The sequence below is a fragment of the Alloalcanivorax xenomutans genome, assembly GCF_032810065.1.
Classification (GTDB): Bacteria; Pseudomonadota; Gammaproteobacteria; order Pseudomonadales; family Alcanivoracaceae; genus Alloalcanivorax; species Alloalcanivorax xenomutans.
In genome coordinates this window covers 846,522-866,315 of sequence record NZ_CP136538.1, presented here as the reverse complement: position 1 = coordinate 866,315, position 19,794 = coordinate 846,522, and the positions used below count along the sequence as shown (strand labels likewise).

General features: G+C 55.4%; 18 protein-coding genes. 1 reads left to right on the top strand and 17 read right to left on the bottom strand.

Annotated elements, in window-relative coordinates:
* Positions 1-30: 30 nt before the first annotated feature.
* Together RYH70_RS04095 and RYH70_RS04090 are read right to left on the bottom strand one after the other, a co-directional pair.
* Positions 31-1,119, bottom strand: a complete 1,089-nt coding sequence (locus RYH70_RS04095) for a hypothetical protein (protein WP_317009812.1) — start codon at positions 1,117-1,119, stop codon at positions 31-33.
* A gap of 103 nt (positions 1,120-1,222) precedes the next feature.
* Positions 1,223-1,675, bottom strand: coding sequence for a GNAT family N-acetyltransferase (locus RYH70_RS04090; protein WP_284455960.1), 453 nt, complete (start codon positions 1,673-1,675; stop codon positions 1,223-1,225).
* A 220-nt stretch (positions 1,676-1,895) separates the two neighbouring features.
* Between RYH70_RS04090 and RYH70_RS04085 the strand changes: the two genes are divergently transcribed.
* Positions 1,896-3,719, top strand: a complete 1,824-nt coding sequence (locus tag RYH70_RS04085; RefSeq protein WP_317009811.1) for a bifunctional metallophosphatase/5'-nucleotidase — start codon at positions 1,896-1,898, stop codon at positions 3,717-3,719.
* Between the two features lie 43 nt (positions 3,720-3,762).
* On the opposite strand, the gene RYH70_RS04080 is transcribed toward RYH70_RS04085, so the two are convergent.
* From RYH70_RS04080 to paaA, 15 genes are all read right to left on the bottom strand, one after another.
* A complete protein-coding gene (locus RYH70_RS04080; RefSeq protein WP_143247696.1) occupies positions 3,763-4,344 on the bottom strand; it encodes a hypothetical protein in 582 nt (193 codons plus the stop codon).
* A gap of 170 nt (positions 4,345-4,514) precedes the next feature.
* The gene (locus RYH70_RS04075; protein ID WP_022993805.1) at positions 4,515-4,982 is read right to left on the bottom strand and encodes an OsmC family protein; all 468 of its coding nucleotides are present in this window, start codon (positions 4,980-4,982) and stop codon (positions 4,515-4,517) included.
* A 48-nt stretch (positions 4,983-5,030) separates the two neighbouring features.
* On the bottom strand, positions 5,031-6,629 hold the full coding sequence (locus RYH70_RS04070; RefSeq protein ID WP_317009810.1) for a tannase/feruloyl esterase family alpha/beta hydrolase: 1,599 nt from the start codon (positions 6,627-6,629) through the stop codon (positions 5,031-5,033).
* A 252-nt stretch (positions 6,630-6,881) separates the two neighbouring features.
* Positions 6,882-7,739, bottom strand: a complete 858-nt coding sequence (locus RYH70_RS04065) for an HNH endonuclease (RefSeq protein ID WP_317009809.1) — start codon at positions 7,737-7,739, stop codon at positions 6,882-6,884.
* Positions 7,740-8,106: 367 nt separating this feature from the next.
* Positions 8,107-8,385 (bottom strand): SymE family type I addiction module toxin, encoded by a 279-nt coding sequence (locus tag RYH70_RS04060; RefSeq protein WP_317009808.1) that lies wholly within the window; start codon positions 8,383-8,385, stop codon positions 8,107-8,109.
* A 96-nt stretch (positions 8,386-8,481) separates the two neighbouring features.
* The gene (locus tag RYH70_RS04055; protein ID WP_317009807.1) at positions 8,482-9,402 is read right to left on the bottom strand and encodes a hypothetical protein; all 921 of its coding nucleotides are present in this window, start codon (positions 9,400-9,402) and stop codon (positions 8,482-8,484) included.
* On the bottom strand, positions 9,402-11,396 hold the full coding sequence (locus RYH70_RS04050; protein WP_317009806.1) for an ORC-CDC6 family AAA ATPase: 1,995 nt from the start codon (positions 11,394-11,396) through the stop codon (positions 9,402-9,404). The genes RYH70_RS04055 and RYH70_RS04050 overlap by 1 nt, the downstream gene beginning before the upstream one ends.
* Complete coding sequence (locus tag RYH70_RS04045; protein ID WP_317009805.1) at positions 11,393-12,313, bottom strand: phosphoribosyltransferase-like protein; 921 nt, start codon at positions 12,311-12,313, stop codon at positions 11,393-11,395. Before RYH70_RS04045 ends, RYH70_RS04050 begins: the two co-directional genes overlap by 4 nt.
* The gene (locus RYH70_RS04040; protein ID WP_317009804.1) at positions 12,310-13,476 is read right to left on the bottom strand and encodes an N-6 DNA methylase; all 1,167 of its coding nucleotides are present in this window, start codon (positions 13,474-13,476) and stop codon (positions 12,310-12,312) included. Before RYH70_RS04040 ends, RYH70_RS04045 begins: the two co-directional genes overlap by 4 nt.
* Before the next feature lie 181 nt (positions 13,477-13,657).
* The gene (paaZ, locus tag RYH70_RS04035; RefSeq protein WP_317009803.1) at positions 13,658-15,709 is read right to left on the bottom strand and encodes a phenylacetic acid degradation bifunctional protein PaaZ; all 2,052 of its coding nucleotides are present in this window, start codon (positions 15,707-15,709) and stop codon (positions 13,658-13,660) included.
* 112 nt (positions 15,710-15,821) lie between these two features.
* On the bottom strand, positions 15,822-16,898 hold the full coding sequence (gene paaE / locus RYH70_RS04030) for a 1,2-phenylacetyl-CoA epoxidase subunit PaaE (protein ID WP_022993811.1): 1,077 nt from the start codon (positions 16,896-16,898) through the stop codon (positions 15,822-15,824).
* Between the two features lie 16 nt (positions 16,899-16,914).
* Positions 16,915-17,454: a 1,2-phenylacetyl-CoA epoxidase subunit PaaD gene (gene paaD, locus RYH70_RS04025; protein ID WP_317009802.1), complete on the bottom strand. Its 540-nt coding sequence runs from the start codon at positions 17,452-17,454 to the stop codon at positions 16,915-16,917.
* The gene (paaC, locus tag RYH70_RS04020) at positions 17,441-18,211 is read right to left on the bottom strand and encodes a 1,2-phenylacetyl-CoA epoxidase subunit PaaC (protein ID WP_051414441.1); all 771 of its coding nucleotides are present in this window, start codon (positions 18,209-18,211) and stop codon (positions 17,441-17,443) included. The genes paaD and paaC overlap by 14 nt, the downstream gene beginning before the upstream one ends.
* 11 nt (positions 18,212-18,222) lie before the next feature.
* Complete coding sequence (gene paaB, locus RYH70_RS04015) at positions 18,223-18,504, bottom strand: 1,2-phenylacetyl-CoA epoxidase subunit PaaB (protein WP_014993187.1); 282 nt, start codon at positions 18,502-18,504, stop codon at positions 18,223-18,225.
* Between the two features lie 25 nt (positions 18,505-18,529).
* Complete coding sequence (paaA, locus tag RYH70_RS04010; protein WP_026949454.1) at positions 18,530-19,525, bottom strand: 1,2-phenylacetyl-CoA epoxidase subunit PaaA; 996 nt, start codon at positions 19,523-19,525, stop codon at positions 18,530-18,532.
* Positions 19,526-19,794: the final 269 nt, after the last annotated feature.

Sequence of the window (19,794 nt, the reverse complement as noted above, 5' to 3'; positions counted from 1 at the left end):
AATGTTTCGATCAAGCATGGCCCATCCCGCTCAATGTAAATGAACCGGCAGTGGCGGCCGGCCCGGTCGCTGCCAGCGCCCCACCAGATCCCCATCATCGGTCCACCGAAGCGTAAAGGTCTCGGTAGTCTCACCCTCATCGCGACGAGTCAGCACCAGGGCTCCATCCCGGCTCGCTTCCCGATGCAATCGTATCGGCACTTTATACTTGTCATAGGCATACCAGGCCGGGCCGGACCAGGCTCCCAGAACCAGTGTTACAGGAAAACGGCCATCCATTTCTCCCATGAACACGCCCTGGTAGCCGGGTTGCGGCGGCGGACAGTCGGCCCGCTTCTCCACCAACAGACAGCGACCGTATTCACTCAACCAGGGCGCCAATGTGTCGTAATCGAATCGGCTTTCCTCAATACCCAGATCGTCCAATGCCCGAACCGCATGGGGAAAGCCGCAGCCCCGGGTCATCACCAAGGCATTGGCTCGCAACTGCCACTCTCTCTCATCGTACAAACCGGTCCGCACGTTCTCGCGGCACTCCCGGTAAAGATCAGCCTGGATTTTCGCCTCCTCCTGATCCAGGCCGTTTGGCTGGGCGGCCTGCAAAAAAGCGTCGATATCATGAACCTGCATCGCGTCGACCCGACCCTGGAGCTCCTTCACACCGTCTTCGGTAAACAGTGTTGCCAGGAACAAGGGCTGGCCGGTCCGGGTCTCAAACTGATAACTCTGGGAAAAAGCCGAAGGATAGGCACCGGTGTACTCGCCATTGAAAACGATGGAGAGAAATCCCATGGCGTTGGTCACCACTTGATAGTCCAGGTAAGTGACCCCGGTCCATTCCCCCTCCTGGGGCCATACGGCATCGAATGGCGTCTCTCCCGGACCGCCAGGAAAGCGCTCCAGCAAGCTGACCTGAAGCCACGTATTGATGCGTCGCGCCGTTTCAGTATCTCCTCGCACCAGAGGGAAACGAAACTCAGTGTGATCTCCCAGAGTCCTGTGCTCAGCGGACAATTCCTCAATAGCGACTTGAGACCAGGCCGCCGGCGCCGCGCCCGCCAAAGCGGCCAACACGACATAACCCAACCCCTTGACCATCGCTCCATACAGGTCACCCATCCCGCCACCATCCCAAGCAGAAAGTGTTTGAAGGCGTCGCCAATGAATATTAAATCGAGGAGAAGCAGCAACCAGAGCCATGACCACATCCTGTGCCGGAAGATTATTCGAGATCCAGCCCCAACCTTAGCATGTCCTTATGCTGGATCCCCATTTCCATCACCGGTTCATCATAATGGTCAAGAAAGAAATTGCGGACCACACGCTCTACCCGAAAACCCAGGCGTTGGTAGAACGCCAGCTGATAACCAAAAGTACCGGTACCCAGCTCAATACGGCGCACGCCTTCAGACCGGCACCGGTTGATCACATGGCGCAGCAGGGCCGATCCTACGCCCTGACCCTGCATGTCGGGCGACACCGCTATGTTAAATAACTCCAGGGCACCGTCGCCGATGGTATTGAGCACACAAATACCCACCGTAGTGCCCTTATCCTCGACGGCAACGCACCGGGCACCTCGCAGGTAAGCACGCACATTCGTTTCCGATGGATCAGCGATCAATAAGAGTGACATGGGTACGGAATCGGGATCCAGGGAATGGAAGGTCATCATTCTTTCAGGCTCTCCGCACAGGTATGTCCCATTGTATTGAACCCTGGAAGAATTCACACATCACGGCACCGCCCTAACAACCATACCGCTGGCAATATCGCGACCGCCTTATCGTTGCCGACCGCCATATCCCGTCCACAAAACGGCCACCAGACTGTCATCACCACGTCCTAGGATGCGCACCGACTTGTCTTCCTTTTATCCGAATCGGAGTTGAATCGTGGCTATTTCCAGAACTCTTCCGGCCCTCACATTAGCCGGCTACGCTCTATTACTAGCCGGCTGCGGGAGCGACAGTGACAATGACAACCCGGCACCAGAGGCCAAGCCGCTGCGGCTGCAGGTGCTGCACACCAATGATCATCACTCCTATTTCGAGGGACAGAGCTACGACCTGAGCCTGGACTATGACCCGACGCTGACCGGTGCTGAAACCGTGCGTGTTGACCTCGGCGGCTTTCCACGTATCGCGACCGCTATCGACGAATACCGCGACGATCACACCCTGGTCCTCAACAGTGGCGAGTTGAACGGCACCCTCTATTTCAGTCTGTTCAAGGGAGAGGTGGATTTCAAAGTGTTCAATGCCATCGGCCTGGACGCCTACGAGTTGGGTAATCATGAGTTCGACGAGGGTGAAGCGCATCTCGCCGAGCTGTTGAAGACGGTCAATTTCCCGGTGATCGCCGGCAACGTTCATCCGACCACGGACAGCCCGCTGTTCGGTTCCGATATCGCACCTTATGTGGTCAAGGAAATTGATGGCGAGAAAGTGGCGGTGATCGGTGTTCTCAAGGTAGAGAAGACACAAGAATCCTCCCTGGTTACCGATGCGGTGGAATTCGATGACGAAATCACCTCGGTGCGTGAGCATATCTACGCTCTGAAAGACGAAGGCATCAACAAATTCATCGTACTCAGCCATCTGGGCTATGACTTCGATCAGGAACTGGCCGCCAGCGTCCGTGATATCGATCTGATCGTCGGCGGTGACACCCACGACGTTCTCGACGCCACCGGCGAGTTCGAAGCCATTGGTTTGGATGTGGACGGCGACTACCCCACGGTGGTGAACAACCCGGACGGACAGCCGGTCTATATCGTTCAGGCCTGGGAGTACGCCAAGGGGCTGGGCAAGCTGGAAGTCAACTTCGACGCCGATGGGGTTATCACCGACATCGGCGGCAATGTGGAACTGCTGGTTGGCGAGAACTACCAGGTGCAGGATGCCAGTGGCGCCTGGGTGGCGGCCAGCGGCGAACAGACGGCGCAAATCAACGGTGTGATCGATGGCTTGACCACGGTGCGGGTCGCGGAGGAATCCCAGGCCATTCTCGACATTCTCATGCCATACAAGGCGGAAATGGAAAGCTTCAAACAGGAAGCCCTGGGACAAGTGACGCAGTACATGCCGTTCGAACGCATCCCCACACCGTTTCAGGCTGGAGAAACCCCTACAGGCAGCTACGCCGCCCAGGTCGTGGCCGACGCCTTCCTCACTTACCTGCCGAAGGCCGATGTAGCGATTCAGAACGCCGGCGGCGTGCGCGCCCCGCTCGAGGATGGGGAATTCACCGTGGCGGACGCCTACAATATCCTGCCGTTCTCCAACACCGTGGTCACCATCGATATGACCGGCGCGGACATCGTCAAAGTGCTCAACGAAGCACTCGACTACGCCCAGGGCATCTCTGCCTCCACCGGCGCCTTCCCCTATTCCGCCAACCTGCGCTACGACGTGGTGCTCGGCGCGCCGGCCGGCACCGGTATTCAGAACGTGGAAGTCAGGGATGAAGGCGGAACCTGGGGCCCCATCGACAACGGCGCCGTCTATTCCGTGGCCACCAACTCTTTCACCGGGCTCGGTAAGGACGGCTACGACACTTTCGGTGAAGTGCAAGAGGCCAACCCGGAGGCTTTCGAGAATTCCGACGTGGCCTATGTGGTGCCACTGCTGGAGTACTTCCGTGAGGAACTGCCGGACAACACACTGCCGGCGCTGGATCGGGAGCTCTACTGCCTGAAGTCCGTAACCCAGCAATAAGCATCAAACCCGGAGCCGGGTGCCCGCTGCCCGGCTCCATCAATCAAGAGAGGTACCCGTAAGCTTCCGCCTGAGCCGACAGCCAGAACAGCAGACCAACCCCGGCGGCCAGTCCCAGCGCCACGAATATCAGAAAACCCACCCGCTCACCCGGCGTCATATGCCGCACGCCTTCCAACGTGCCAGGCCGCACCAGGACATAAAACAGCCCCATCCCCGCCAGGAAAGGTCCACCGACGGTCTTCCACCAGGAATAGGACACCACGGACGCGCCGGCGGCAAGCGCCTGCAACGTATCGCGAACGTAATAGACGCTCCACCCCAGCCCTAGTGCCAGAAACACCAGACCGACAATCAGAGCGCCCGTTTTCGGATCCGGCGTCTTCGCCTGCACCGGTGTTTCTGGCACGTGACGGGCCGGATCCTGGGCGATTTCCATGGCCCGTTCATGAGCCTTCTGGCGACTACGATGGCGCACCAGGGAGACAACTCCCGAGAGCAGCATCAACGCCCCCATGGTCAACATACCGAGCACCACGCCCTGGTCTCCGAAACGCTGATACAACCAGCCGGTACGCTCCTCCGCGGTGGCCGGCTCGCCCCAATGCATCAGGGCAAACGCCATACAGACCACACCAAAGACGGACAAAATCAGGGATCGGGCTACCGCCAACATGAGCAAACACCGGGAAGATCAGACAGGGGGGCTCAACCTACCCAGCGCGACGGGCCGGGTCAACGGCGAACGCCACAAATCAGGCGGAAGTCGGATGCCGGCAGGCACCGGCTCCGAGTCTAGAAGCGCGGCTCCGTCACCACCTCGGTGAGCACCGAGCTGGCAATGAAGCACTCCTCATGGGCCAGATGATGCAGTTTTTCGATCTGCTCCGGCGAAGGCCGGCGATCGCCGGAGAACACCACCCGGGGACGCAACGTCACCCGGGTCACCGCCAACTTGCCGGCCTCATTCTCCGCCATCACACCAATGGCCTCATCCTCATAGCGATCCACCACATAGCGCCGCTTGGCGGCGATGCCCAGGAACACCAGCATGTGGCAACTGGACAACGACGCTACGAACGCCTCCTCCGGATCCACGTTCTCCGCCACCGAATACGGCAACGGCACGATGTGCGGCGACGCCGATGCCGGCACCGTCACCCCGCCGTCGAACAGCCATTCGTGAGCCCGGCTATAACGGTTATCGCTGAAGGCCTCCCCCTCATGGCGGCACCATTGGATGGTGGCGGTGTATTCGGCCATCTCTCCTCCTGACGGGATTATGGATACTCGCTCTGACCCGGCACTGTATTACTCGACACACTCGAACGACGACGCCGACATCGGGTCACCGCCCTCCACATAACGGGGCCACGCCGGGTAGTCGCATAGCGGCCGGGTGCGGCCCGGTGCGCCGATCAGGTCCATGGTGACCTGATCTTCGGGTGCCATATCCTGCTCCACCCAATTTTCCAGGGCGGTCAGGGAATCCCAGGTGGCGTGAAAATGCGAGCTCGCACCGTGACCAAACCCCGGGATCTCGTAATAGCGCACAAAGGAATCCACCTTTTCCTGCCCCATCTGCTCCAACAGCCGCTGGTAGTAAATTTCCGTGGCCCGGGAGCTGACCAGCACATCCGACAGCCCATGCGCCAGCAACAGCTTGCCGCCCCGGTCGGCGAAGGCCGAGATATCGGTGCCGGAATTAAGCATACCGCTCAGCTCGCTGATCCGTTCCGCGTACTGCGGCTCCGGGTTGACCGGGTCCAACTCGAAGGAATTGAAATCCGCATCACCCGCCACCGAATATTTCACCCACTGATCCACCAGCACGCTCAGGTATGGCGCGTTGCGGGGCATATCCGGCTGCACCGGCTGCGCGGTTCCCAATGCGAGAAAGACCACCGTGGGCTGCACCGGCGTATCGATGGTGGTGATGCCAAGATCCGCGCCCCAGACGTTGCTGCCGGGATAGCCGGTTTCACCGCTGGCCAGCGGGAAATTGAAGTCGACGCCGTCATTCATGGCGTTCAACGCCTCGATCTGAGCGTCGGACAGGCAATGGTCGCCGTCGTCGGCGCCCCCCGGACAACGCAGGTTATTGCCATCCACCATGGCGGTCGCCGGATCAAAGGTCTCGTTGCATTGGCGCTGATCACTGATCAGGCCGTCCTCGACCCCATCCAACGCATCGCAGGCTTCCAGGGCCGCATCGAGTAACTTCTGGCGCTCGCCGGAATCCGGGTAAGCACCGGGTTCCGCCAGAGCGCGGCTGAGGTATTGCCCGGCAAGCAGCGCGGCCACGTTGTTCCAGGCCGGATACCAGGCGATGGCGCCATCCCAATCGTCGGGCCAACGTTGAATATTGGTCAGCGCCTCGCGGCCGCCAGTAGAGCCGCCAGCGAAATAACGATACGTCGGTTCGTCGGCGTAGCGTTTCTCGATCACAAAGGTAGCCGCATCACGGGTTTTCTTCAGCGCCTCGCCGGAAAAGTTGCGCACCGCTTCGTCATTCAGACCCCAGCGACCATCCTGGGAGCCATACTCATTGGCCTGGTGCCCGGAATCGCTGGCGAAGGTGGCGTAGCCCCGGCCCAGCGGCGTCGGCTGATCCGGCGCGCCCTGGGATATATCACCGGTGATCGCCGGAATGGAGCCATTGAAACCGCCACCGCCAAACATCAGCACTTTCGAATTCCACTCGGTGGGCAACGCCACCTTGAATTGAATGTCCGGCGCCTGCGGATCCACCGGCGCAATGCGCCCGGATACCAGACAATGCTCCGGCACCGCCGCCGCGCCACTGCCGCTGGCCTCGACCACTTCCGCCGCCGTGACCTCACCGCCGGAGGTGGATAATTCCATGGCGTCGGCCGGAATCGCCAGGCCGACTAGCTGATCACAGGACATCGGCCGTTGCGCGTGCGAACTGCTGCTGTCACCTCCGCAACTCACAAGAGCGACTGAGGAGATCCCGAATAGCGCTACACCCAGCCTTGTCAGGCCATTTCTTGTTTTCATGCTGCTCTCCCGGTTTTATCGTTATTGGATGGGTGATACTTGTGTTGTTTACACCGGCCCGCGTGCCTTATCCGATCAAGCGGCCGGACGACAAGCCACGAACAGGGTGTCTGGGGATCATAGGTCTTTTTCGTCGAGTGTTCACTCGGGAGTCGAGGCATCAAGAGGCGGAAGCGTTACTGCGGCCTCCACAGCTTTCACAATCTCCACCAACTTGGCATTAAAGCTGGCAGCATCCTTAGAGTAATGCGCGCGTCGATGACAGTTCGGGCACAGAGCGACCACATTCTCCGGATGGTCCGGCCCGCCATCAGCCACTCGATGAAGATGGTGACACTCCAAGTATGGACCTTGTGCAGAGGGAAACGGCGCCGCCTGGGTGCAGCCCTCGCAGTGACCATTGGCACGAGCCAACGCATAGCGGCGGATGGCTTCAGCCCGATAATAAGCCACTTGCATTCGGGCCTGGGGCTCGGCCGTGCTCACAGCTTTCGGGAGCGCCGCATCTCGAAGCTGCACCAGCGAATAGCGCTTGAGCCGATTTGGATCATCCGGGTCATAGACCGGGGGCACTTCCCGCACCGAAGAGGGAACAGGCGACGAGTTCACATCAAGATGAAACACTAGCGCCTTACGCAGCTTGCCATCCCGGTCGGGCCGCTCTTCCTGGTGGTAACCAATGTAGTCCGCCTGCCCGATATAGCGAACATAGCCGCGGCGCGTGTATTCGAAGAGATGCAGAGTCTTGCCATCCTGCTGGTGGCGGGCAATAGCACGATTACCCCCCGTAAGTGCCATATGCCCGACTTGGCCTGCCCCAGTGTAGAAGAAAACGCCCTCCTTGAATTCGTCCGTGTAGCCGTGCCGACCGCCGGTTTCTGAGACGAACAGAAACACCAAAGGCTCGCTCTTTGGCGTGGAAATACCGCCTTGCTGCTGCCCGCCATACACCTCGTGGATCTGCGAACGGCGGTGATACTCCTTTCCCACTTGAAACACTATGCTTCCCCGAGCCCAAACGGGCTGCCTAGACACCTGGGAAAAACCAGAGCGTCAACGATGAATGGTCGTCAGGGATAATAGCGGGTATGCGCTCTGGCGTGCAGCCTCACAAAGCGGGATATAGATCGGTGAGCGGCTGAGAAACCGATGAGGGAGCATTTGGCGTACGGCGAATCCCAGCCGTTTGACAGGATCCCACGCCGTGAGCACATCGTACTCACCGTTGTGATCCGGAAGGATCGCCCCTCAACAGAATGGGCCCATAAGAGCCCTGGATGTGCACCATGAATACACCTATTTCTCCATATCAAAGCGAGAATGCGAAGTAATGCCACCACCCGGCAAGGTGGCGGCGCGGGCGACATCAGGCGCCGGTGGGCTCCGGGGCGGCGGAAATCACCAGGCGGCCCTCGCTGACTTCCACGTGCACCGGGGTGCCGACGGTAAAGCCAGCTTCCTCCAGCCAATAGCCCTTGATATGGACCCAGGGCACAAGCCTGACCCGGCAGCTGTTGGATAGCGTTTGATGGTAGTACTGGCCCGGATGGACCTTGAGGTGGCGAATATAGGGAAATTCGCGGTTGGGTTTGGGGGTTTCGCTTTTACCCACGCGGGCGCGTGGCTTATGATTGCGCTCAGCCATGATGGACTCCTAGACAGTCTGTTGTGGTTAGCTGCCTTCGGGTGTTGCCGCACCCGGAGGCAGTGCTTTTATTTTACTCCCAAATAATGCCTTCTTCTAGTCCTTCGAAAACTCCCATAAATGAACCTTTCCTACACCTTCAGTCCTTTTTGGTTTTTTCTTGATAAAATCGTACAATACGCTTACGCCTTTGTTATTAATTGCGAACCAAGCCATGGCAAGCGCGGCAGGCTTAGTTCCGATAGGCGCCAGATGAATTTTAGGGCGCTTCCTCAACGCTTTTTCTGACTGAAGTAACTCTGATAAAACTTTATAGTTCTGAATAGGATCATTAGCCGCAGTCGACATAAAGGAGGCATCGCAGTCCTTCCGAGCCTGATCCATAATTCTGTGGTTCTTAGAGTAGGAATTTGTTTCCCACCCTAAGACAAATGGAGGAACTGCCAAAACGCCGGTTATGTTCTGCGGACTAATTTCATCAGACGACAACATAGCTCCGAATCTATGAGACTCATACCCTAAGCCGACCACCAACCTGCTGTCCTCCATCGGGAAAACAAAACGGGGAAGCATACAAAGACCTGGGCCATCTTCAGAAAGAGAGTAGTCGAGGCCTTGCAATCCTACCTTTGACTTATGTTCATATGCATAACCGTCAGGCTCGACATAAATAACATCAAAGAGTTGATTAGTAGCATGCGCCCAGTCCATTAGATAAAGAAGTTCCGGCAGCAAAAGGGAAGTGGCATCAAACAATACTTTCCCGGAAAATTTTTGGATATGAGACAATTCATTAATAGAGTAAGTACCCAAGCGCGAAAAAATCAGTCTTGCGGAATCATTATCATAAATCACCTCTTCAATGTCACAAGAAGCTGACGAAGCCGAAAGAGAAAGCCATTTTAGCCTATCATCGATATCCAAGTTATGACCGAAAAAAGCTCTTTTATAACCAAAACTCAGTGCCTGCTTTTCTTCGGCGTCGTGAAAAATCTTCCATTCCGTTATCGCCAACATCAGAACAGAGCCCCCTGACCACCTCCTGAGCGGTCGTTCTTAGCCAACAAAGATTTTGACATTTCAATATGCTTATTCCTTATTAATTCGTACTCCGAGCTATCACCAAAGCAAATTTTTACAAAATCAGACTCTGTAAATTCTATCCGGCGAATTTTTCTATACGAAATCCCGAAATAGGGAGCATAAATGGGATTTAATTGATATTCGTATCCAGAAGAACTGTTGGAATTTTTATCTTTTGTAGCGGGGTATTCAACAAGAACTCGCCAGCATTTAGCCTGATCTATAAGAGCCTTAATGTTAGCAGGCAAAGAGCCAAAGTCATTCAAAATATAAAAATGCGTCCTTTCCGGCTCTGATTGATTTGTGCCTCTCTGCCATACTTGAAATATTCCGCCGAGGCGATTCACGAGAGCATTTAAGGTTAAGCCCATAGGAGTATAAGTGGGTATTTCCTTAATTATACTAGAACTGGAACTTATAGCCCCTTTATGCATACTATCTAGCGACATACTAGGGAATGACTCAAGTGACAAAACCTCATCATCTCGATCATCAAAAAACTTAAAAGTATTATAGCAAAGGTCAAAAAAATGTCGGATATTAAACATAGAGAGGCGACAAAATCGATCAACACCAGAGTATATTGGTATGGTTATGTAACTATACCTAGAATTTAAATTTAAAAGAGCAGTAACCAGATACGTCTGAACGCGCTGAGAGTATTTGTGGCTGGCTGAGTAATCGCTCTCAATAAAACTTATCAAATCATGTACTAAAAATGATCTTTGCGATGAAATAGCAACAGTGGCGATCGCAACATCTGGATAATCGTTTATCATCTTTTCTATATGGCCATGCGGCAGGCCTTTGATCTTTTTTAAAGCATTCTCGGTAAATTTTCTTACTGAAGATATTTTTATCGCGATGCCGGCCAGATATCTATTCGAAACAGGTGGCAAGATGCGTTTCGCGACTTCGAGAACTCTATTTCTATATTCAACCCTACTCCGCAAAGCAAGCCTTGATCTATCACCTAACGCTTTTTGGTCAAGACCTTTTATCTCACATTCAAGGCCAGCCCCCAGAAGACCAAGAAGAAGTAATTCGCAAAGAAAAAACTTCTGCTCTTTTTCATCTTTGAAGCTTTCATCCAGAACATATTCTCGATAGTCATTATCATGTTGAAGCTTTTCATCGCCGTCAGTAGAATTCGAAAGCTGAGCAAACCGTTTATGTGCAACATTCCAACTTAGAAAAGCGTCCGAATGCTTTCTAAAGTTATTAATGATTTTTTGTTGATACTCAGCTAAATTTTCAAACTCATCTACAAATATTTTGAATCTTGTGTCTCTTAGGGTTGAACAATCCCTCACCAACACAGGCAATATGAGATCCATGACGGCCTTAGGGTGCATCTTAACCGTATTAGATACATCATTAATGTTTATGTTAATTTGAATATCATAAAGAGCTTCATCAAGCCATTCTTTCAAATCTGACAGAGAGCGAAAGGCTTCTCCAGAAATCTTTTTTATTTTGCTCCAAAAATCACGGCTATTTTCTAATTGATTTAGTATTTCAGGATAGTGGTACCCAGCATTCTCTAAAAATCCCACAATTTCGTATAACAAAGAAGCAGCGGAAAGCGAGTAGAAAAATATCCTCGCGTTATCCTCGCTCAGCCAACCTTGCGAAAGAGAGCGGCAATAGGCGGTATCAGGCTTCCAGTAGAACACTACGCACTTTATAGCCTCTGGATCGATTTCAGTTCTATTTCTATCAAACTGCGTCCAATGGGAAAAATACCTTACATAAGTGGTTTTCCCACAGCCGCGGCCACCAACTATCGCCATCGAGTGGTCGATTTTCACCAAATCAATGATATCTATGAACGGCGGAACAACGAAGCGACCGTAAACGCTTTGCGTCGTTGAGTGAAATTCAGCCCTAGCTGTTGAAAACTTATGTATTACAGATCTCAAACTCATTGACCGCCCCGCCTTCTGACCAATTTATGCCAATCATCTCCACCGTCGTACCACATGACACCCAATGATTGGTTTGGGCATCCCCATTGGAACCCTACACATAAACTAGTTTTGTCACGCCCGAACCAAGCACCACGACCAAAGTTCCTATTTAAATGGCGCATCTCAGCATAACATTCGATAACTTCTTTCTCAGTGTTTATGTCATCGCCACGAAAATTAGCTTTAGCTTTATGTGAAAAAAACCTATCTTTTTGGGATACAACTTCCAAAGGGTACAGATCAATCCCATATTTTTTTTCATTTATTGATACAACGCCTTCGCAGTAAGCCATAGAAGGAGCATATATTATCTTATTTTTTTCTGCGGCTTCCCTTAGCCCGCAAGCTTCCGCAAATGAAAAAAATTGCGAACCCGACCCAACAAAATCGTCAACGATAAGAATAATCTTCCCTTTCAAATCCGACAGAGGTTTAGTGTCGACAGGGAATATGTATCTCTCATTTAATATTCCGCCGCTCAATATCCTCAGCATGTGGCTACCTGATTCACCATGCTCTCCAGCCTTGGTTACAGAGCAGATGACAATTTCTTTAGTAAAATAATCCGTTCTTTCCCTAAGTTGACGGAGCCATACGTCAAGGGATCCGACGCTCCCCGATAAATTTTTTTTAACATAGGCTCTAAAGTGAGTAGAAAAAAAGGTCTGGTACGCTGACTCTGTCATCTTCTCTGTACGAAAAATCAGCCTGTCCAATATGTGCGCTGCGATATATTTATGCTCGTCTTTAGAGAAATTTCCAAGCCATGCCGTCAGAGAATCTTGGTGAAATGGCCATATCCCGGATGCAGATAACAGCTTAACTCTTGAGCAGATATCGTCATAAAAAAACTCCCACTGGTCTGGTAACTTCATCGCGCCCCCAAAGGAAAGTTTTGCATTGTAGAATATGTAATAATTTTGGCGCATGCCCCTCTTGAATAGTTTCTCAACCAATCCTGTCCATCCTGGGAAATAATTCTTCGGAAAACCTCTTCTCTTCTATCCGAAGGAACTCTAATACTTATAACGGAATCTGTTATTATCGACCCACCAGATTCGATATAAACAGCCTTGCCCAAGCATCGAGTTCCGACACGAGCCACCAATATATCCCCTGGCTTCGCCACCTTTTCCTGTTCGCTATTATAGGCTCTGCTTGGGAGTTGTATTCTTTTTGAGTGAAGGCAACTAACATCAGAGCTATGAATATGATCTATCCTTTTAACCTTTAGATACTTTGCACAGCTCACACCGCGATACATCTCTTCTACCAAACTACCTAATGTGGAATCTTTTTCTGAAATTTTCACATCCCTTACGTTGCCTTCAAAAAAATCCGAAGGGCTTACAGAAAAATCTTTTCTTTCATCGATTTTTATATAATCTTCAAATAATACATTTTTAACTTTAGCGCCAGATTTTAAAAAAATTATAGCAGACTCGACTTCTGTCCCCTGAAAGGCTGAAGAGGGAAGCAATATAACTTTCCAAAGGCCGTGCTTTTCAATCAAAGTGTGCCTTAACAAAGACCAATAATTTGAGTATATAAATGAAGACGAAACAACAAATGCGACCGACGACACTTTCTTCTTCGTCGATAGAGCTTTTGCCAAAAAAATAGCTTCCATTCTTGTTTTTGCAGGCGCCTTACCAAATGGAATCACTCCTGATTTTACCAACATATCCCGCGTTTCGTTATTCAAAGGCACTCTTCCGAAAGGGGGGTTAGATACAATTATTCTGCTTAAGTTGTTTTTTAATAAAGAATCTTCTAGATTATTAGAAACTAAATCGTATTTATGAAATTCGCTTACAACACCATCAAGATCCTTCTCAAACTTACCGTTGATATCTAGTGCTGTAATCTTACTGGCCGGAGATCTTCTTAGGACTGCTTTAGAAAGAGCACCCTTCCCAACGCCCAGGTCAATCACTTGTGACTTCTTCTTAAAATCAATATTTTTTGCAAGAAGATCGGCAACCCAGTCCGGGGTCTCGTAATACCCATTTGTCCTTAAGCCCTCTTTTTTCTTCATTCCCCCTCCCAGATTCCTCTCAACATGAGAACTTCAGTTCCCAGAGAATAGGTGTAAACCCCTTAAAAGTTCAACAGTACATACAACCTTAGCCGTGGTGCAAAAAAAGGCCGCCCCAAAAGGAGCGGCCATCACCAAGTAAGCCTTGAATTAAGGAGTAAGGACTAACTCACCGCATGAGTCATGCGTCCCCTTTCTTCTTCGCCACCAGCGTCAGGATGTCGTAGCTGGCAACCAATTCGTCGTTCTGATTGGTGACCTGCACGTCCCAGACCACCACGCCTTGCGGGGTGCCGTCGGGGCCAGCTTTGCCTTGGTCGATTTTGCGTTTGCAGGTAAGGCGGGCGCGGATGGTGTCGCCGGCGCCGACGGGGGTGATGAAGCGCAGGGTGTCGAGGCCGTAGTTGGCCAGTACCGGGCCCGGCGCCGGGGAAACGAACAGGCCGGCGGCGGCGGAGAGGAGGAAGTAGCCGTGGGCGATGCGTTTGCCGAATTGGGAGTCCTTGGCGGCGATTTCGTCGAAGTGCATGTAGAAGTGGTCGCCGGAGAGGCAGCCGAAGTTGACGATGTCGGCTTCGGTGACGGTGCGGCGGTGGGTGAGCAAGGATTCGCCGATGGCGAGGTCGTCGAAGTGGCGGCGGAAGGGGTGCACTTCGGTTTCGAGGACGTCGGCGCCGCGCACGTATTCGCCGGTGACGGCGGCGAGCATGGTGGGGGAGCCTTGGATGGCGGTGCGTTGGAGGTAGTGGCGCACGGCGCGGATGCCGCCGAGTTCTTCACCGCCGCCAGCGCGGCCGGGGCCGCCGTGTTTGAGCATGGGCAGCGGCGCGCCATGGCCGGTGGATTCCTGGGCGGATTCGGCGTTGAGTACTTGCAGGCGGCCGTGGCGGGCGGCAAGCACGGGGATGGCGCGGGCAGCGTTTTGCGGGTCTTTGGTAGCGAAGGTGGTGACCAGGCTGCCTTTGCCTTTGTCGGCCAGGGCGATGGCTTCGTCCAGGTCGCCATAGCCCATCAAGGTGCTGACCGGGCCGAAGGCTTCGATGTCGTGGGCGCCGCCGTCGGCGTGGGGGGCTTTGCTGCGCAGCAGGCGCGGGCCGAAGAAGGCGCCTTTGTCGGTGCCCTGGCCGATGGGCTGCAGGTCACCGTTGCCGCCAAAAATACATTCGCTGGTGTTGAGCAGGTCGTTAACGGCGGCGGCCACGTCTTCTTTCTGGTCCAGGGAGGCCAGCGCGCCCATGCGCACGCCTTCTTCGTCCGGGTCACCCATGGTGACTTTTTCCAGGCGCTGAATCAGGCGGTCGGCGAAGGCATCCAGGTGCTGCCGGGGCACCAGAATGCGGCGGATGGCGGTGCATTTCTGGCCGGCCTTGACGGTCATTTCGCGGACCACTTCCTTGGCCAGCAGGTCGAATTCCTCGTCGTCCGGGGTGACGTCGGGGGCGAGGATCGCGCTGTTAAGAGAGTCCGCTTCGGCGTTGAAGGGGATGGAGCGGTTGATCAGGTTCGGGTGCGCCCGCAGTTTGCGGGCGGTGCTGGCCGAGCCGGTGAAGGTGACCATGTCCTGTTCGTCGAGTTGGTCGAGCAGATCCCCGGTGCCACCGATGACCAGTTGCAGAGCGCCGTCCGGCAGCGCGCCGGAGTCCTGCATCAGGCGCACACAGGCCTCGGTGAGGTAACTGGTGGCGGTGGCCGGTTTGACGATGCAGGGCATGCCGGCGAGGAAGTTACCGGCGAATTTTTCCAACATGCCCCAGACCGGGAAGTTGAAGGCGTTGATGTGCACGGCGACGCCACGGCGCGGCACCAGAATGTGGGTGCCGGCAAAGTGGTTGTTCTTGCCGAGGGGCATCACCGGACCTTCATGGAGGACATTGCCGGAGGGCAGTTCCTTACGGCCCATGCTGGCGTAGGCGAACAGGGTGCCGAAGCCGCCGTCGATGTCGAAGGCGTTGTCGCCTTTGGTGGCGCCGGTGTGGCGCGAGAGCGTGTAGAGCTCTTTTTTGTGTTCCTGCAGGTAGAGCGCCATGGCCTTGAGGCGGGCGGCCCGTTGCTGGAAGTCGAGCTTGAGCAGTTCGCGGGTGCCGGTGGTACGGGCATAGTCCACGGCGGCGGCGAAGTCGGGGGCATCGTCATGGGTGTGGGCAACGATTTCGCCATTGATGGCGCTGGCCAGGGGTTTGGCGGCCTGGCTGCCGAACCATTGGCCGGCAAGGTAGCTTTGGAGGACGGTCATGGCGTGGCTCCTGTTTTGTCTGCGTATACATGGCGGCTATTTAGCGAACCATGGTGAATGGTCTGTAGCGATCCAGACCCTCCGGGCGATGCCGGCGTCGCCCGGAGGCTCCCTATGGCTGATCGAAGTCGAGGACGACCTTGTCGGTGATCGGGTAGCTCTGGCAGGAGAGCACGTAGCCGGCGGCGACTTCGTAGTCCTCCAGAGCAAAGTTGTTGTCCATTTCCACTTCGCCTTGCACCACCTTGCAACGGCAGGTGGAGCAGACGCCGGCCTTGCAGGAGAACGGCAAGTCCGCGCCCTGCTCGTTGGCGGCATCAAGGATGTTCTTGGAGTCACGGGGCAGTTCAACGCGCACTTCGCGGCCGTCGGCGATGATGGTGACTTCCGTCCTGGCCTCATGCGCGGAAACCTCCTCCGGGCGCCGGTGCGGACGTTGCGTCCGCCCTTCCACGCCGAACAGCTCAAAATGCACCCGGCTTTTTTCCAGACCATTGGCGACAAGACGGTCGCGCACGGTTTCGGTCATGGATTGCGGGCCGCAGAGGAAGGCGGCGTGCAGGTTCGGGGTGTCGAGCCAGCGAGAGAAGATGGCATCGCATTTGTCGGCGTCGAGGCGGCCATTGTAGAGATCCACATCCTGTTGCTCGCGGCTGAACAGATAGATGATGTTCAGGCGACCGAGGTAGGCGTTCTTCAGGTCGCTGAGCGCTTCCCGGAACAGGGTGGAGTTACTGGAGCGATTGCCATAAAGCAGCGTGAAGCGGCTTTTCGGTTCGGTTTCCAGGGTGGTTTTTATGATCGACAGAATCGGCGTGATGCCGCTGCCGGCGGCCACCGCCAGGTATCCGGCTTCCCGCGCCGGGTCCAGATCGATGTAGAAGTGGCCACTGGGCGGCATGACCTCCAGAGTGTCGCCTTCTTTAAGTTGGCCATTGGCGAAGGCGGAGAAACGGCCACCGGGCACTTTCTTCACCGCCACACGCAGGTCACCGTCGTTGACGCCGGCGCAGATGGAGTAGGAGCGACGTACTTCCTCACCGTCCATGTGGGTACGGACGATCAGATGCTGGCCCTGGGTGAAACGGAAAGCGTCGCTCAGTTCCGGCGGAATATCGAAAGCGATGGACACCGCCTCGCGGGTTTCCGGCCGCACCTCGCGAATTTTTAATGAATGAAATTGGTTCATGTCAGGCGCTCTTCTTTTAAAGGCACTTGAAGTAGTCGAACGGTTCCAGGCAATCGCGGCAACGATAAAGCGCCTTGCACGCGGTGGAGCCGAATTCGCTGAGTTGCTCGGTGTCGATGCCGCCGCAATGCGGGCAGGCCGCCGGCCCCGGGTCCCGAAGCGTATCCCGGCCCTGCCCTTTCGGCGGAGGCGCGATGCCATAGGCCTTGAGCGCCGCACGGCCCTGGTCGGTAATCCAGTCCGTGGTCCAGGCCGGGGCCAGCACTCGCTCGATTCGCGGGCTGTGAAAACCAAAGTGCTCCAGCGCGTCTCTGACATCGCGCTCGATCACCTCGGTGGCCGGGCAGCCGGAGTAGGTGGGCGAGACTTGCACGTGCAAGTGGCCTTCTCGCCACGCCACCGCGCGGATCATGCCGAGATCGACGACGCTGACCACCGGCACTTCCGGGTCCATTACCTGCGCCAGACAGTCCCAGGCGCGCTCGAGATCCGCCTCACCAAGGGGCGTTCCGGTGAACGCGGCCCGCTCACGGAAGATCAACTCACCAGACTGCATCGGGGTACGCCCGTTGCAGGTACTGCATCTCGGCCAGCAAAAAGCCAAGGTGCTCGGTGTGCTTGCCGTTTTTGCCGTCCATGTAGAAGTGGCGTGCCGGCTCAGGCTGCTCCAGGCCAGCTTCGCTGAACACTCGAGCCACCTCGGTGCGCCAGGCATCGCCCACGTTGCCGGCGCCGATGCCCGCTTCGGAGAGCCGGTCTTCAAGGGCATCGGTGTCGGTGAGTTCATAGGTGAAGCGCCACAGGTTTTGCACCGCATCGGAGAGACGGCGATGGCTTTCCTCGGTGCCCTGCCCCAGCCGCAGCATCCATTCGGTGGAACGGCGGCGGTGGTAGGTGGCTTCCTTGAGGGCCTTGGCGGCGACCGCGGCGATGCGTTCGTCACCGGATTCGGTGAGCCGGGAGAGCACCAAGTGGTGCCAAACGTCGAACAGGAACTGCTTGGCGGTGGTGACGGCGTAGTCGCCACGGGGTTGCTCCGCGATCAACAGATTGCGGTATTCCCGTTCATTGCGGCGGAACGCCAGATGATCGGCATCGCGGCCGTCGTCGAGCAGTTCGGCGGCGTAGTCATACCAGTTGCGCGCCTGGCCAAGCAGGTCCAGACCCACATTCATCATCGCCACTTCTTCTTCCAGCGCCGGGGCGTTGCCGCACCATTCGCAGAGCCGCTGCGCCAATACCATATCGGTGTCGGCCAAGCGTAACAGGTATTCGGCCAGCGCGTTCCGGGTGTCGGAGAAAGCGTTTGTCATGGTCGCGCTCCTCACATCTGATCCACTTCAGGGGGCAGCTTGTAGAAGCTGGCGTGGCGGTAGACCTTGTCGTCGGCCGGGTCGAAGAAAGGTTCTTTCTCGTCGCCGGCGCTGGCGGTGATCTGCTCGGCGGGTACCACCCAGAGGCTCACGCCTTCGCTTCGGCGGGTGTACAGCTCACGAGCATTTTCCAAAGCCATTTGGGCGTCAGCGGCGTGCACGCTGCCCACGTGTTTGTGATTGAGGCCGTGCTTGCTGCGCACGAAAACTTCGTAGAGGGTCCAGTCAGCCATGTTCGTCTCGATGGGTTGATTCAGTTCAGGCGGCGCTTTTCGCTTTCTGTTCTTGCTTCCGGGCATAAGCCACGGCGGCGTCGCGCACCCACCGGCCTTCGTCGATGGCGCTTTTACGTTGTTGGATGCGCTCGATACCGCAAGGGCTGTGGCCCTTGAGCACGTCGAAGAACTCCTGCCAGTCGATCTCGCCGAAGTCGTAATGACCGGTTTCCTCGTTCCATTTCAGATCCGGGTCCGGCGCGGTGCAGCCAAGGAATTCCAGTTGCGGCACGGTCTGGTCAAGGAAGCGCTGGCGCAATTCGTCGTTGCCGTGGCGTTTGATTTTCCAGGCCATGGATTGGGCGGAGTTCGGCGAATTGGCGTCGGAGGGACCGAACATCATCAGCGATGGCCACCAGAAACGGTTGATGGCGTCCTGCACCATGGCTTTCTGCTCGTCGGTGCCCTCGCGCATCATGGTCAGCAGGATTTCGTAACCCTGGCGCTGGTGGAAACTCTCTTCCTTGCACACGCGGATCATGGCGCGGGCATAGGGTCCGTAGGAGCAACGCTGCAGCGGCACCTGGTTGACGATGGCGGCACCGTCCACCAACCAGCCGATGGCGCCCATGTCGGCCCAGGTCAATGTCGGGTAGGTGAAGATGGAGGAGAATTTCACCTCGCCGCGATGCAGCTTTTCGATTTCCTCGTCGCGGTCGGCGCCGAGGGTCTCCATGGCGCTGTACAGGTACAGGCCGTGACCGGCTTCGTCCTGGATCTTCGCCATCAGCTGCAACTTACGCTTCAAGGTCGGCGCCCGGGTCAGCCAGTTGCCTTCCGGCAGCATGCCGACGATCTCGGAATGGGCGTGCTGCGAGATCTGCCGGATCAGCGTCTTGCGGTAGCCTTCGGGCATCCAGTTCTTCGGCTCAATGCGCACTTCCGCATCCACCTTCTCCTGGAAGTGCCTCTCTTCCGGACTCATCTCCTCCAGGTTTTTCAGGCGCTTGGCGCCGGTATCCACCTGCTGTGCGTACATGAGGTTCTCCCTGCTCCGTCGTGGCGGTGGTGCCACCCATAGGGGCAGTATTATATGACACATAAATTTATGTCAATAACAAGTTTATGTGTCATGTCTTGATATCCCTTTTCATTATTTCACTATATTTTATTTATACCTTTATTAATCAATAAGTTAAGGAACATTAAAGCCAACACCCCATACCTGGGAAAGACATATTCAGAGCCCTGTCTACCATCAATCCGATACGGTAGTACCGAGCACGAGGAGTCAAATCGCGGACTCTT